General features: G+C 58.9%; 14 protein-coding genes. 12 read left to right on the top strand and 2 right to left on the bottom strand.

Going from position 1 to position 14,920, the window contains the following annotated elements:
* The first annotated feature begins 7 nt into the window (after window positions 1-7).
* The 5 genes from L8V01_RS03750 (at window position 8) to L8V01_RS03730 (ending at window position 4,700) form a co-directional block, all read left to right on the top strand.
* Window positions 8-631: an ATP-dependent Clp protease proteolytic subunit gene (locus L8V01_RS03750; protein WP_269945795.1), complete on the top strand. Its 624-nt coding sequence runs from the start codon at window positions 8-10 to the stop codon at window positions 629-631.
* A 223-nt stretch (window positions 632-854) separates the two neighbouring features.
* Entirely contained in the window at window positions 855-2,357 is a 1,503-nt protein-coding gene (locus L8V01_RS03745) for a peptide MFS transporter (protein WP_269945794.1), read from the top strand.
* Window positions 2,358-2,676: 319 nt separating this feature from the next.
* Entirely contained in the window at window positions 2,677-3,987 is a 1,311-nt protein-coding gene (locus L8V01_RS03740; RefSeq protein WP_269945793.1) for an inorganic phosphate transporter, read from the top strand.
* Between the two features lie 3 nt (window positions 3,988-3,990).
* Window positions 3,991-4,281 (top strand): hypothetical protein, encoded by a 291-nt coding sequence (locus L8V01_RS03735; RefSeq protein ID WP_269945792.1) that lies wholly within the window; start codon window positions 3,991-3,993, stop codon window positions 4,279-4,281.
* Between the two features lie 164 nt (window positions 4,282-4,445).
* Window positions 4,446-4,700 (top strand): hypothetical protein, encoded by a 255-nt coding sequence (locus L8V01_RS03730; protein ID WP_269945791.1) that lies wholly within the window; start codon window positions 4,446-4,448, stop codon window positions 4,698-4,700.
* A gap of 102 nt (window positions 4,701-4,802) precedes the next feature.
* Here the strand turns inward: L8V01_RS03730 and fabG are convergent, their stop codons facing one another.
* Window positions 4,803-5,570, bottom strand: coding sequence for a 3-oxoacyl-ACP reductase FabG (fabG, locus tag L8V01_RS03725; RefSeq protein WP_269945790.1), 768 nt, complete (start codon window positions 5,568-5,570; stop codon window positions 4,803-4,805).
* Between the two features lie 225 nt (window positions 5,571-5,795).
* On the opposite strand from fabG, the gene clpX reads away from it, so the two are divergent.
* Window positions 5,796-7,091 (top strand): ATP-dependent Clp protease ATP-binding subunit ClpX, encoded by a 1,296-nt coding sequence (clpX, locus tag L8V01_RS03720; RefSeq protein WP_269945789.1) that lies wholly within the window; start codon window positions 5,796-5,798, stop codon window positions 7,089-7,091.
* Between the two features lie 10 nt (window positions 7,092-7,101).
* On the opposite strand, the gene L8V01_RS03715 is transcribed toward clpX, so the two are convergent.
* Complete coding sequence (locus L8V01_RS03715; RefSeq protein WP_269945788.1) at window positions 7,102-7,866, bottom strand: TetR/AcrR family transcriptional regulator; 765 nt, start codon at window positions 7,864-7,866, stop codon at window positions 7,102-7,104.
* Window positions 7,867-8,237: 371 nt separating this feature from the next.
* On the opposite strand from L8V01_RS03715, the gene L8V01_RS03710 reads away from it, so the two are divergent.
* The 6 genes from L8V01_RS03710 (at window position 8,238) to ndk (ending at window position 14,875) form a co-directional block, all read left to right on the top strand.
* The gene (locus L8V01_RS03710; protein WP_269945787.1) at window positions 8,238-9,188 is read left to right on the top strand and encodes a malate dehydrogenase; all 951 of its coding nucleotides are present in this window, start codon (window positions 8,238-8,240) and stop codon (window positions 9,186-9,188) included.
* A gap of 80 nt (window positions 9,189-9,268) precedes the next feature.
* Window positions 9,269-11,989: a valine--tRNA ligase gene (locus tag L8V01_RS03705; protein WP_269945786.1), complete on the top strand. Its 2,721-nt coding sequence runs from the start codon at window positions 9,269-9,271 to the stop codon at window positions 11,987-11,989.
* The gene (gene folC / locus L8V01_RS03700; RefSeq protein WP_269945785.1) at window positions 11,989-13,524 is read left to right on the top strand and encodes a bifunctional tetrahydrofolate synthase/dihydrofolate synthase; all 1,536 of its coding nucleotides are present in this window, start codon (window positions 11,989-11,991) and stop codon (window positions 13,522-13,524) included. The genes L8V01_RS03705 and folC overlap by 1 nt, the downstream gene beginning before the upstream one ends.
* The gene (locus tag L8V01_RS03695; RefSeq protein ID WP_269945784.1) at window positions 13,521-14,027 is read left to right on the top strand and encodes a DUF4233 domain-containing protein; all 507 of its coding nucleotides are present in this window, start codon (window positions 13,521-13,523) and stop codon (window positions 14,025-14,027) included. The genes folC and L8V01_RS03695 overlap by 4 nt, the downstream gene beginning before the upstream one ends.
* 46 nt (window positions 14,028-14,073) lie before the next feature.
* On the top strand, window positions 14,074-14,385 hold the full coding sequence (locus L8V01_RS03690; protein ID WP_239192356.1) for a hypothetical protein: 312 nt from the start codon (window positions 14,074-14,076) through the stop codon (window positions 14,383-14,385).
* Window positions 14,386-14,464: 79 nt separating this feature from the next.
* Window positions 14,465-14,875, top strand: coding sequence for a nucleoside-diphosphate kinase (gene ndk, locus L8V01_RS03685; RefSeq protein WP_005324068.1), 411 nt, complete (start codon window positions 14,465-14,467; stop codon window positions 14,873-14,875).
* Window positions 14,876-14,920 lie beyond the last annotated feature (45 nt).

Genomic DNA, 14,920 nt, shown 5'->3' with positions numbered 1-14,920 from the left:
AATCACTATGAATCAACCTCAGATGCCAAGTTCCCGCTACGTTCTGCCGTCCTTCATTGAGCAGTCCGCACAGGGCACCAAGGAAACCAACCCATATTCCAAGCTCTTTGAAGAGCGCATCATCTTCTTGGGCACCCAGGTGGATGACACCTCTGCTAATGACATCATGGCGCAGCTGCTGGTTCTGGAAAGCCAGGATCCGGACCGCGATATCACCATGTACATTAATTCGCCGGGTGGTTCTTTTACCGCGCTGATGGCTATCTATGACACCATGCGCTACGTGCGTCCTGACGTTCAGACCGTGTGCCTGGGTCAGGCCGCTTCTGCAGCAGCTGTGCTTTTGGCTGCGGGTGCACCGGGCAAGCGCGCAGCGCTGCCGAACTCCCGCGTGCTCATTCACCAGCCAGCAACCCAAGGCACTCAGGGCCAGGTTTCTGACTTGGAGATTCAGGCCGCTGAGATTGAGCGTATGCGCAAGCTGATGGAGACTACGTTGTCGGAGCACACCGGCCGTACCGCAGAGCAGATCCGCATCGATACCGATCGCGATAAGATTCTGACTGCTGAGGAAGCCGTGGAATACGGCATCATCGATACGGTCTTTGAGTACCGCAAACTCAACGCTTAGAACGGGATAGGACGCCCCATAAAGCCCTGCCCTGCAGCCAAACTTGAGCTGCAGGGCAGGGCCTTGTGCGTTTTCTGCTGGTTGGAGGGCTTTCTCCCTGCACCCGAATGGGGTAAAGCTCGAAGAGAATTTTCTGCAGGTCGTTAGGTTTATTTCTATCGTGCGACACTAAACCTATAGCGTAGGATTTGTGATTTAGAACTCCGAGTGGTCATATTATTTTATGGAGAAACACACATCTGACGTGGCAGCACAGGCCGCCGCGCCCACCCCGCAGAGCGGCGAACGCACTTTCTTTGGTCATCCTTGGGGTTTGGCCAATCTCTTTGGCGTGGAAATGTGGGAGCGCTTTAGCTTCTACGGCATGCAGGCGCTCGTCTTGCTGTATATGTACTACGCCACCACCGATGGCGGTCTCGGTCTGGATCGGGCTGATGCTACGTCGATCGTGGGCGCCTACGGCGGCTTGGTGTACATGGCCTGCCTATTAGCCTCGCTCGTGGCAGACCGCGTATTGGGTGCGGAGCGCACGTTGTTTTACTCGGCCGTTATGGTGATGGTTGGCCACCTAGCTTTGGCCTTTATCCCCGCGGTAACTGGACTGGCCATCGGCCTAGTCCTGATTGCTGTCGGCTCTGGTGGCGTTAAGACCACTGCCCAGGTCGTGCTCGGCTCTATGTATAGCCGTGATGACCCGCGCCGCGACGGTGGTTTCTCCATCTTCTACATGGGCGTTAATATCGGTGGCCTCGTCGGTCCGTTGATTACAACTGCGCTTTGGGGATGGCAAGGATTCCACTGGGGCTTTGGCATCGCGGCTGTGGGCATGGCCCTAGGTTTGATTCAGTACTCCTTAATGCGCAAAACCACTATTAAGGATGCGGGGCACGATGTACCGAACCCAGCCACGACCAAGCAGCTGCTGCTGGGCGTAGGGGCCGTTGCGGCCATTATCGTGGTAGTGGTCGTAGCTTTGGCTACCGGGGTCATCCAGGTTGATTGGCTGTCCAATATTGTCACCGGGGTAGCGCTTGTGGCAGCGATCTATCTCTGGATCCAGATGTATACCTCGAAGTTGGTCACCCGCGAGGAAAAGAACCGGCTTTTGGGCTTTATCCCAATGTTTGTTTCCGGTGTGCTGTTCTTCGGCATTTTCCAGCAGCAGTTTACTGTGATGACGATTTACTCGGACGTGCGCTTGGATCGACATGTCTTTGGCTGGGAAGTTCCGCCATCACTGGTTCAGTCTATTAACCCCATCTTTATTGTCATTTTCTCCGCGATTTTCGCAACGATGTGGACAAAGCTCGGGGACAGGCAGTGGTCCACACCGGTCAAGTTTGGCGTAGCCAATATCATCATCGGCATTTCGCTATTTTTCTTCTTGCCTTACTCTGGTGCGGCCGCGAACTCGACTCCGATGTATGTCATCATCCTCATCCTGTTCCTATTCACCATGGGTGAGCTGTTGCTGTCGCCAGTGGGCAATGCATTGGCCACTAAGGTAGCGCCAGTTGCCTTCCCCTCGCGCATGATGGCTGTGTGGATGATGGCGGTGGCCATGGGTACGTCGTTGGCTGGCTCGTTGGCTAGCTTTTATGACCCAGATGATGCGAGTGCGGAGAACACCTTCTTTATTTCCCTTGGCATTGTCTCCATCGTGCTAGGTGGTATTGTCCTCCTGCTTAGCCGATGGGTAGTAAGGAAGTTCTCTACCTTCCGTTAGGCGCTTTTAAAATACCCCGGTTTTGGAGGTGTGTTGGCCCAAGGCCGGCATACCTCCTTAAGTGGTTTTTATCACTTGCGGCGTGCGAGGTAGAAATGGAATATAAAAGGTATGAGCAGCGAAGATTCATTTCTTCGTCGCATTTGATGAGTCTAATTTGCACCCCCGAAGGTTAAATTAAGGTTAACCAAAGAAAACGTTAAAGAAAAGCAATTGTCTGTGGTTCTTGGCAGGAGTATTGTGCATTTCGTCTGCGATGCGTGAAGATGCCGTAGATACCTACCGTGTTCATTTGTTTTCTTTCCAAGGGGCCAACGCTGTGACAGCGACTCTGATTATCCTCGGCATTGTGGTGGTTACCGCTCTTGCCTTTGACTTTACGAACGGATTTCATGACACTGCCAACGCGATGGCCACGTCCATTGCTACTGGTGCCTTGAAGCCTTTTACTGCGGTGGCAATCTCCGCAGTCCTCAACCTTGTCGGTGCCTTCCTTTCGGTCAACGTTGCTGCGACCGTGGCAAAGGGCATTGTGAACCTTGATTCCTATGACCTTTCCGGTGCAGCTGCGGATACCGACGGCCAAGCACTGCTGATGGTGGTCTTCACCGGCCTTATTGGCGGCATTATCTGGAACCTATTTACCTGGCTGCTGGGCATGCCCTCCAGTTCCTCCCACGCCTTGTTCGGCGGTCTCATCGGTGCTGCGTTCGCCGCTATGGGCTCGGCTGGTGTGGAGTGGTCCTCTATTGCCGGAAAGATTATTATCCCGGCTGTGGCCTCCCCAATTATCGCCGCGCTGGTATCAGCGTGCGCTACCTTCCTTATCTACTGGGTGACCAACACCATTCCGAATAAGGCTAAGAATGAGCATTTCCGCCAGGGTCAGATTGTCACCGCCTGCCTGGTGTCCCTAGCTCACGGCGCTGGCGATGCGCAGAAGACCATGGGCGTTATCTTCCTGGCGCTGGTTGCTTCTGGGCATGCGGTTGCCGACGCCCGCATTCCCACCTGGGTCATTATCTCCTGTGCCGCAGCCATTGCGGCCGGTACCTTGTCTGGCGGCTGGCGCGTTATCCGCACCCTGGGCAAGGGTCTGGTGGAGATCGAGTCCCCGCAGGGCATGGCCGCCGAGGCTACCTCCGCAGCGATCATCCTGACCTCTGCGACCGGTGGTATGGCACTGTCTACCACTCACGTGTCCACCGGTTCCATCCTGGGTACCGGCTTGGGTCGGCGCGGCGCCGAGGTTCGCTGGGGTGTGGCAATGCGTATGGTTTCCGCCTGGCTCATCACCCTGCCGTGCGCGGCTTTTGTAGGCTTTGCTACCTGGTGGCTGGCACACGGTGTCTCCTCCTTTACCAACGTGGCAACTGGCGCCATTGTGGACTTCGTCTTGCTGCTGGCCATGGCCGGACTCATCGTTGTTCGCTCCCGCATGAACCCAGTGGATGCCTCCAACGTGAACAATGATTGGGACCCGAACTCCGAGTCCGTGGATTCCTCTATGGGTGCCGGTGCCGGTGCTGGTTCTGACCACAAGGAGCCTGTCGCTGCTGGCGCCGCTCCAGTTGCTGCTACTCATGCGGAGGAAGCTTCCGCGCCGTCTACTGCTCAAGAGGAGCGCTAAATCATGACCGCTGCAGAAATCTTTCAGTCCCTCGTTCAAGTTGCCGGCCTAGCATTGGTCTTTGGCGCTGGCATCCCGCTCCTTTTCTCCTTAGGTATGCGGTGCATGACTGGTGACCCCATTCGCGATGACAACGGCGTTGTCGTAGGCGATACCCCGGCAAGCGCTCAGATGAAGGTGCTTGGCTGGACCGTCTACGCCGTGTTGGCTGTAGTTATCCTCGTGGCCATTATGTGGATTGCCCGCGATACGCTGGACCACTACTTTGGCTTTACGCCATTCGGTGACCTCTAGGCCACCACTATTTACTCGGGAGAAAACTTCTTCTGTGGTGCGCGGCACACTTTCCGAAAGTTAACAAAAGGTTAACGTTAAGCAACCTAGGGGTTGCTTAGGGGTGGTGTGTCGCGTATATTCGTCTCTATCAAACAGAGATGAGCCACATGGAGGTGTGAGTAATGAACAAGATGCGTTCTTTGATGGACGGCATCGCTGATGCGTTCAAGGGCTCCACCACTGGCACCGGCTTGGACACCGTTTCGGAAGCTCCGGTTCGTGCTTTGGTGGCAGAAACCCTGCTTGACGCTGATAAGACCCCTGCTACGGCTAAGGATGTTGCAGAGGCACTAGAAGCCGTCACCGGTCATGCACCGGATGAACACGAGATGCTCGATGCAGAACTTTTCCTGCTCGACTTCGACTGGCTGCAATAAGTAGCCACTGAATGAAATCCTCACAAGGCCCCTTGTTGCGAAAGTGCGACAAGGGGCCTTGTGCTGTGTTGGTTGAGTAGAAGGGGGCGTCGGCAAGCAGAGCTAGTCGCGCGGCGGCAAGATGGCTTCGGGGGTTTCGGGAAGGAGCTGGCCGCCGTCAATAACGAGAGTTTGGCCGGTGATGTAGCCTGCCTCCTTCGAAGCAAGGAAGGCCGCTGCATTGCCGATATCCCGTGGGGTGCCAAGGCGGTGCAAAGGCACCGAACGTGTCATCTGGTCGAGGTACTCTTGGCCCTGGGCTTCGAGGCCCTCGGTAAGGATATTGCCGGGGAGGACGCCGTTGATGGTTATTCCATCGCGGGCTACTTCGAGCGCAGCCGAGCGCATAAATCCCTGCTGGGCGGCTTTCGATGCGCCATAGTGGGCCCAGCCGGGAAAGCCCGTGTGCGAGCCGGTAATAGACGTTGTAATCACGATGCGGCCATAGCGGCGTTCCTGTAGGTAGGGCAGTGCTTCTTGGACCACCTTAAAGGTGCCGTGGGTATTGATGGCAAACATGGCCTCCCACCGCTCATCGGTCATCTCTGCCAGCGGGCAATTGGGGAAGACACCGGCATTGGAGCAGACGATATCGAACCCGCCGTGCTCAGCAACGACCTGGCGGTACATGTCCTTGACCGAAGCACGGTCGGTTACATCCACACGCACGGCGCTGGCGCCCAGCTCTTTGGCAGTGGTGGTGGCGTGGTCGAGGTTGATATCGGCGATGATGACGGTGGCGCCGGCCTCTCGCAGCGAGGCGACGATGCCGCGGCCAATGCCGGAAGCACCGCCGGTGACAATGGCTACGCGGTCTGTGAGATCGAACATGATGCTCCTGTTCTTGAGAGGGTGAAATGCGGGTTTCACCTCCCAGTCTAGCCTTCACGGGGGCGGAAAATACCGGGAAATTCGCCACGCGGAAGGGAATGAATGAAGGGCCTGTCGGGTTGATTTACTAAGGTAGAAACAGATGAAGTTGGAGCCGCTCGGAAGGGTAGAATCGTCCTTCCGTATATGAGTAGCGGTAACGAAAAGCGAGTGTGAAAGAACTTAATGGCACGTATGCAAGAAAGCGCTGACCTGCTCAAGTGTTCCTTTTGCGGCAAGAGTCAGAAACAGGTGAAAAAGCTCATCGCCGGCGGCGGTGTCTACATCTGTGATGAGTGCATAGAGCTATGCAATGAGATCATCGAAGAGGAACTGGGCCAAGAACAGGCACAGGAATCCTCCGATGCGGAGGTGCGCCTGCCTCGGCCCTCGCAGATTTCCGCCTTTCTGGATAAGTACGTCATTGGCCAGGACAAGGCCAAGCGCGTGCTGTCCGTGGCGGTCTACAATCACTACAAGCGCATCAAGGCGGAGGAGTCCGCTGCGCTAGACGCCCGCCGCAAGAAGGCCGAGGGCGACGAGGTGGAGATCTCTAAGTCCAATATCTTGATGTTGGGACCTACCGGTTCCGGTAAGACTTACTTGGCGCAGACCTTGGCCCGGCTTCTCGATGTCCCCTTTGCCATCGCCGATGCCACCAGCCTCACCGAGGCCGGCTACGTGGGCGAAGACGTGGAAAATATCCTGTTGAAGCTGCTGCAGGCCGCGGACTTTGACGTGGAGCGCGCACAGCGTGGCATCATCTACGTCGACGAGGTGGACAAGATTTCCCGCAAGTCGGAAAACCCGTCCATTACCCGCGACGTATCCGGCGAGGGCGTGCAGCAGGCCCTGCTGAAGATCCTGGAAGGCACCGTGGCGGCCATCCCGCCGCAGGGCGGGCGCAAGCACCCGAACCAGGAGTTTATCCAGCTGGATACCTCCAATATTTTGTTCATCGTCGCCGGCGCTTTCGCTGGGCTGGATCAGGTCATTGCGGATCGCGTGGGCAAGAAGGGCGTGGGCTTTGGCGCCAATTTGGATACCAAGGACGAGCGTGAAAAGGTCGACCTCTTCTCCCAGGTGCGCCCAGAAGACCTGGTGAAGTTCGGGCTCATCCCAGAATTCATTGGCCGCCTTCCTGTCGTGGCCACGGTGGATAACCTGGACCGTGAATCCCTGGTCAAGGTGCTCACCGAGCCAAAGAATTCCTTGGTAAAGCAGTACAGCCGCCTCTTTGAGATGGATGATTGCGAACTAGAAATCGAGCCGGCGGCATTAGACGCTATCGCGGAGCTTGCCTTGGAGCGCAAGACGGGTGCACGTGGTTTGCGCGCCATTATGGAAGAGCTGCTGGTCCCGGTCATGTACGACCTGCCGGATCGCGAGGATATCGCCACGGTGCATATCACCCCAGAGTGCGTGACTGAGGGCGCGGAGCCGCAGTTTAGCTATAAGGATGAGGCCAAGGAATCCGCCTAAGCCTGCGCGGCTACTCCTCGCTGTAGATATCCTGCGGCGAGGCCTCGTCGCCCTCCTTAGTATCGAAAGAGGAAGAAGTGAGGTAGGACTCGTGGCCTGAGTCCGGAATATTGGCGGTCAAAAACGCCAGCACAGCATCGACGGTGAGCCTATGCATGCCGTCGATATTTTCTTTGGTATTGAAGTTTACCCCCAGCATGTTTTCCACCATCACCTGGTTGGTCACGCGGTATACGGTCAACGAGGAAATGAGGGTAAAGATGTCATTGGCGGAAATACCCGGGCGGAAGGCGCCGGCGTCCTGGCCCAAGAGCAGCAGGCGATCGAGATGAAGGGCGACCCCGGTGACGTCTGCAACCGCTTGCTGAGCTGGGTCCACAATCTGCTGGTTGGTCTCCCACACCAACATCCGGATGGCCTCCGGGTTGGCTACGCGCTCGCGGAAGAGCCAATCCACCAGCTTGCGCACGCCCTCGACCGGAACCGTGGTATCGATTTCCAGGGCGTCCTCGGGCGGGTTGAGGCGCTGCGCGGCGGTGCTCAGCGCGCGCAGGTATAGCCCCTTCTTATCGCCAAAGTGATAGTGGATCATGCGCTTGGACATGCCGGATTCCTGGGCGATGGAATCCAGCTTGGTTTCTGCAAAACCGCAGCGGGAAAACTGCTTGATCGCAACGTCCACCACGGAGTCAATGCTGACAGATTCCGCGTGGGCAGCGTGAGGAGAATCCGCCTGGCCTGCAGTCTGCAGTGGGTCAGTATTCTCAGAGCTCATTGCGTATGTCCTTAATCCTTGCGGCGCCCGCGATGGCGCGGTGAACTGATATCTAACGGTGCGGAAGTGGGAGGTCCCCTATGTAATTTGGGTGTGTGGAGTGGGGGAGTGCCCCGCTTTTCCTTTTCCTATCATGCCCGATTACTCACCCCGTGCGGGAGTTTCTGACCCATTGGGGGCGTTAATTTGGAGGTAAATGGGGGTAATTTAACGCAAGTTCACCGCCTTCTCCCTCCAAAAGAGGGGACTAAATTCACAGCGCGTGAGGCCGCGTTGGGGCTAAGCTCGGTAGTGGATACATCCAGTGGTGGCGCAAGCAGCAAAGCTCGCGTGCACCGCCCCCGTTGCAGCCATTGAGGAGGCTTAAAACCATGACACAGCCCGTCAAAGTTACTGTTACCGGTGCCGCCGGCAATATTGCATACTCGCTGCTGTGGCGCATCGCCGCCGGCGATGTCTATGGCAAGGAAACCCCGGTAGATCTAGCGCTGCTGGAAATTCCGGCAGCAGTGGGCAAGGCCCAGGGAGTGGCCATGGAGCTCAATGACTCCGCCCTGCCTCTGGTTAACTCCATTACGGTCACTGATGATCTCAAGGAGGCCTTTACCAACACCTCCGCCGCCTTCTTGGTGGGCGCACGCCCGCGCAGTAAGGGTATGGAGCGCGCCGACCTCCTTGAAGCCAACGGCGCCATCTTTACCAAGCAGGGCAAGGCGATCAATGACTACGCCGCGCGCGATGTCCGCGTGCTTGTAGTGGGCAACCCGGCTAATACCAATGCGCTCATCGCCGCGAATAATGCTCCGGATTTGGATAGCTCCCAGTTCAACGCTTTGATGCGGCTGGACCATAATCGCACCTTGAGCCAGCTGGCGCTGAAGACCGGCAAAGCCACCACGGACTTCACCAAGATTGCGGTGTGGGGCAACCACTCCGCTAGCCAGTTCCCGGATATCACCTATTCCAACGCCGAGGTGGACCAGGACTGGTACCGCGAGGAAATGATCCCCAAGGTGGCCAAGCGCGGCGCTGAAATCATTGAGGTGCGCGGCAGCTCCTCGGCCGCATCGGCCGCGTCGGCAGCAGTGGATCACATGCACGATTGGATTCATGGCACGGAGGATTGGCGCACTGCGGCGGTGCCTTCGGACGGTTCCTACGGCGTCGATAAGGGCCTTATTTGCGGTTTCCCCACCATTAGCCGCAACGGTAAGTGGGAGATTGTGCAGGGACTTGAGCTCAATGAGTTCCAAAAGGAACGCATTGAGGCCTCCGTAGCTGAGCTGCGTGAAGAGCGCGAGGCCGTAGCAGACCTGCTCTAAAACACACTCGGTGCGCGCTCTAGCCACGGCGCGCACCCTGCCTGACTGAGCCGGTTGACGTGCAAGGTAGAATCGGCCAGGTGACTGAGCAAAATAATGAGCAATTAGTTGGTACCAACCGTGCCGATGCGCTGCCCAAGTCTTGGGAGCCGCAGGCCGTAGAGAAGGACCTCTATGAGGGCTGGGTGGAAAAGGGCTACTTCACCCCGGATGCGAATTCGGAGGCCGAGCCTTATTCCATCGTGCTGCCGCCGCCGAACGTGACCGGCCAGCTGCACATGGGCCACGCCTTGGACCACACGCTGATTGATTCCATTATCCGCCGCAAGCGCATGCAGGGCTACGCCACCCTGTGGCTGCCCGGTGCCGATCACGCCGGCATCGCCACCCAGACCAAGGTCGAGGCTAAGCTCAAGGAGACCGAGGGCAAGAAGCGCTGGGACTATGAGCGCGAAGAATTCATTGGCAAGGTCTGGGAATGGAAGAAGCAGTACGGCGGCACCATCCAGAATCAGATGCGCGCCATCGGTGACTCCGTGGACTGGTCCCGCGAGCGCTTCACCTTGGATGATGGCCTCTCCCGCGCCGTACAGACCATCTTTAAGAACCTCTACGATGAGGGCATGATCTACCAGGCCAACCGCTTGGTGAACTGGTCTCCGGTGCTGGAGACCGCCGTCTCCGATATCGAGGTTGTCTACAAAGACGTCGAGGGCGAGCTGGTGTCCATCCGCTATGGCTCGCTCAATGACGATGAACCGCACCTCATCGTAGCCACCACCCGTGTGGAGACCATGCTGGGTGACGTCGCCATTGCCGTCCACCCAGACGATGAGCGCTACGCTGACTTGGTGGGCAAGGAGCTTCCGCACCCATTCCGTGATGACCTAAAGCTCAAGATCATCGCCGATGACTACGTAGACATGGAATTCGGTACCGGCGCCGTGAAGATCACCCCGGCCCACGATCCGAATGACTACGCAATGGGCACCCGCCACGACTTGGAGATGCCCACCGTTATCGATACCACCGGCCACATTGCCAATACCGGCACCCGCTTCGACGGCCTGACCCGCGAGGAAGCACGCGTGGAGATCCGCGAGGCGCTGCGCGAACAGGGCCGCATTGTCAAGGAAATCCGCCCGTACGTCCACTCCGTGGGTCACTCGGAGCGCTCCGGCGAGCCCATCGAGCCGCGCCTGTCCCTGCAGTGGTTCGTAGACGTGGCCAAGATGGCCAAGGCCTCTGGCGACGCCGTGCGAGAGGGCGATACCACCCTGCACCCGCAGTCGCTCGAGCCGCGCTACTTCGAGTGGGTCGATGACATGCACGATTGGTGCATCTCCCGCCAGCTGTGGTGGGGCCACCGCATTCCTATCTGGTACGGGCCAGAAGGCGAGGACGGCCAGCGAGACATCGTCTGTGTCGGCCCTGATGAGGAGCCACCAGCAGGCTATGAGCAGGATCCTGACGTGCTGGATACTTGGTTCTCCTCCGCGCTGTGGCCATTTTCTACCCTGGGTTGGCCGGAAAAGACCCCGGATCTAGAGAAGTTCTATCCCACCAACGTGCTGGTCACGGCCTATGACATCTTGTTCTTCTGGGTGGCCCGCATGATGATGTTTGGTACCTTCGCCGGCACCCACACCCCGGAGCTTTTGGGCGAGGGCGCAGAGGGCCGCCCGCAGGTGCCGTTCAAGGATCTCTACCTGCACGGCTTGGTGCGCGATGAGCAGGGCCGTAAGATGTCCAAATCCTTGGGCAACGGCATTGACCCGATGGATTGGGTGCGCGATTACGGCGCGGACGCACTGCGCTTTACCCTGGCTCGCGGCGCCAACCCGGGCGTCGATTTGCCGCTGGGATCCGACGCCGCTGCGGCCGCCCGCAACTTTGCCACCAAGTTGTTCAACGCCACCAAGTTCGCGCTCATGAATGGCGCGGGCGTGGCCGCGCTGCCGAACCGCGAGGAGCTTACCGACGCCGACCGCTGGATCCTTGACCGCGCCGAAGAGGTTCGCGCCAAGGTGGATGCCTACCTGGATGATTACCAATTTGCCAAGGCCAACGAGCTGCTCTACCACTTCACCTGGGACGAGCTATGTGACTGGTACCTGGAAATTGCCAAGACCCAGATCCCGCGCGATGGTATGAGCGAGCAGGGCCGCAATACCCAAATCGTGTTGGGCCGTGTGCTCGACGTTGTCCTGCGCCTGCTGCACCCGACTATGCCTTTCGTCACCGAGGTGCTGTGGAAGGCACTGACCGGCGGCGAGTCTATCGTCGTGGCGCCGTGGCCTACCGTTGCCGATACCAATGGTGGAGCTACCAAGGATGAGGTGGCCGCCCGCCGCATCGAAGACGCCGATAAGCTCATCACTGAGCTGCGCCGCTTCCGCTCTGACCAGGGTGTAAAACCTTCCCAGAAGGTGCCGGGCCGCCTCGACTTCGCCGCAGCGGATCTGGCTGGCCAAGAGGAACTGGTGCGCAACCTGGCTAATACCACCACCCCAGGTGAGGATTTCGATCCTTCCGCCTCCATCGAGGTGCGCCTTTCCCAGGCCACCGTCGAAGTCACCCTGGACACCCACGGTGCGGTAGACGTAGAAGCCGAGCGCAAGCGCCTAGAAAAGGACCTGGCCAAGGCCAATAAGGAACTGGAGCAGACCGGCAAGAAGCTGGGCAATGAGAACTTCCTGTCCAAGGCTCCGGAAGAAGTGGTCAATAAGATCAAGGAGCGCCAGCAGGTCGCCCGCGAAGAGGTCGAGCGCATCACCAGCCGTTTGGAGGGGCTGAAGTAGTGGCGGACAAGGACAAGGAGACAGAGGACTTCGAAATCGTCGATGCCCTCAAAGAAGGCATCGATGGTGGCCCGGTGGAAATCACCGAGTCCGGCCTGACTCTCAATTTGGGCTTGGGCAGCGAGGACGAGTACAACGAGGCTGCCCCGCAAGAAGTCTCGGCCGAGGAGTTGCGTGCCCTCGCAGAGGTCGAAGAAGAGCTCAATGAGCGCTGGCCGGAGACCAAGATTGAGCCTTCCCTCGATCGCATCGAAATGCTCATGGATCTGCTTGGCCACCCAGAGCGTTCCTTCGACGTCATCCACATCGCCGGCACCAACGGCAAGTCCTCTACCGCGCGCATGGTGGATTCGCTCCTGCGCGCCTTCCACCGCCGTGTCGGTCTGGTCACCAGCCCGCACCTGCAACGCGTTACCGAGCGCATCGGCATCGATGGCCAGCCCATCCACCCGCGCGATTATGTGCGCATCTGGCACGAGATCAAGCCCTTTGTGGAGATGATCGATGCCCAGTCGGACGTCCCCATGTCCAAGTTCGAGGTCCTCGTCGGCTTGTCCTATGCCGCGTTTGCCGACGCCCCCGTGGACGTAGCCGTTGTCGAAGTCGGCCTCGGCGGCCGGTGGGATGCCACCAACGTGGTCAATGCGGACGTCTCCGTCATTACCCCGGTGGGCTTGGACCACACGGATTACCTGGGCGACACTCTCGCAGAGATTGCCGGCGAAAAGGCTGGCATTATCAAGCCGCGCGAGGATGCCGATGACCCGCTGACTCCGAATGAAAACATCGTGGTCATCGCCGAGCAGGATCCGGAAGCAATGCGGGTTATCCTGCAACAGGCCGTGGACGTGGAGGCGGGCGTCGCCCGCTCCGGTTCTGAGTTTGCTGCCCTCGAGTCTCGCATCGCCGTCGGCGGCCAGCAGGTTAATATCCAAGGACTCGGAGGCCTGTACGAGGACATCTTCTTGCCCCTGCACGGCGAGCACCAGGCCAAGAATGCGGCCGTCGCCCTTGCTGCGGTAGAGGCATTCTTCGGCGCCTCGGCCGGCCACCCGCTGGATGTTGCGACCGTGCGCAATGGCTTTGCCCAAGCGATTTCACCCGGCCGCCTGGAGCGCGTGCGCACGTCGCCGACGACGTTTATTGACGCCGCCCATAATCCACATGGTGCCAAGGCACTAGGTGCTGCGCTGGACCGCGATTTCGACTTCGCCCGCCTCATCGGTGTGCTCTCCATCTTCGCGGATAAGGATTCCACTGGCATCCTCACCGCACTTGAGCCTTACCTCACCGAGGTAGTCATCACCCAAAACTCCTCGCCGCGCGCCCTCGATGCCTACGACTTGGCAGAGACCGCCCGCGATATCTTTGGCGAGGAGCGAGTGTACGTAGCCGATAACCTGCCGGGCGCCTATGCCCAGGCAGTGGAGCTTGCCGAGGACGCCGAGGTTCAGTCCGGCTCCGGCATCATCATTACCGGCTCGGTCGTCACCGCTGGTGATGCCCGCGCGATGTTTGGAAAGGAACCCGCATGAGCCGCGACAATCACCACCCGCGCGGCGAGCACCAGCCTCGCCCGCCCCGCCGCACCCGTGGCCGCGAGGAGCAGGTCCCCGAAAGCGAGATCGGCCCCCTCGGCATGGGCCAAGCCCCAGTCAAGGACCCGCTCAAAAGCTTCAACGGGATGGTCATTGCCAGCTCCCTGACCATGGAGGCGCTCGCCCTATCCTTCGCACTGCCGATGCTCTACAAGCTCTATGACGGTACGTTGTGGACCCCCTTCAACTACGGCTTTGTCATCGCCGCAGTGGTATTCCACCTCGTGATGATCGCGTTCATGAATAAGAAGTGGGCGCTGTCGGTCATCGTATGGGCGCAGCTGTTGTGCGTCATTGTGGGCTTTATGGTCCACTGGGCTGTGGCCGCCATCTTCATCATCTTTGGCATGGAGTGGCTGCTGGCCGTCTACCTGCGCAGCAACCTCATTGCCCGCATGAAGCGCGGATACCTCACCACGCAGCACCTCAACGAGAAATAGGCTCGATACCACCGGCGGGTGGGGCAGACGCGATAGACTAGCGCCCATGCGCAATCTCTATCTCGTCCTTGCCGCACTCGCCTGCATCGCCGCGGTGGTCGCCCGCGCCGCAACGGGAACGCCGTGGCTACCGCTAGTCGCCCTCATCATTGGCGGCGTTTTTCTGGTTTTGGCGCTGCGGAGCAACTTTGAGCCGGCCAAAGAAGCCACCTTTGAGGATTTGGATAAGGAGCAGCGCGCGGAGCTGCAACGACTGCTGGCCAATGGCCAATTCGGCGCAGCAGTAGGTCAGGTGCGCCTGTGGTTTCGGGGCACCTCGCAGGAGCGCGCCGAAGAGATAGTCAAACAACTCGCATAGCCCTGGACCCCCACACTTTTACCCCAAAGGAATACCCCAGCGCGCGACGCATGCGTGCGGTTTCGGTACAGTGTGGGGCATGACTGAACGTACACTGATTCTCATCAAGCCGGACGGCGTAAAGAACGGCCACGTAGGCGAAATCATCTCCCGCATCGAGCGCAAGGGCCTGAAGCTGGCCGAGCTCGACCTGCGCGTTGCTGACCGCGAGACCGCGGAGAAGCACTACGAGGAGCACAAGGACAAGCCATTCTTTGGTGACCTCGTCGAGTTCATCACCTCCGCACCGCTGATTGCCGGTGTTGTTGAGGGCGAGCGCGCCATCGAGGCATGGCGCCAGCTGGCCGGTGGCACCGACCCAGTCTCCAAGGCCACCCCGGGCACCATCCGCGGCGACTTCGCCCTGACCGTTGGCGAGAACATCGTGCACGGCTCTGACTCCCCAGAGTCCGCAGAGCGCGAAATCGCTATCTGGTTCCCGAACCTCTAAGCATCTTAAGCGTTTCTTACGCAATAAAGCCCGAGCCACCGGCTC

Source organism: Corynebacterium curieae (assembly GCF_027570035.1).
GTDB classification, from domain to species: domain Bacteria; phylum Actinomycetota; class Actinomycetes; order Mycobacteriales; family Mycobacteriaceae; genus Corynebacterium; species Corynebacterium curieae.
This window is presented reverse-complemented; position numbering and strand designations above follow the sequence as displayed.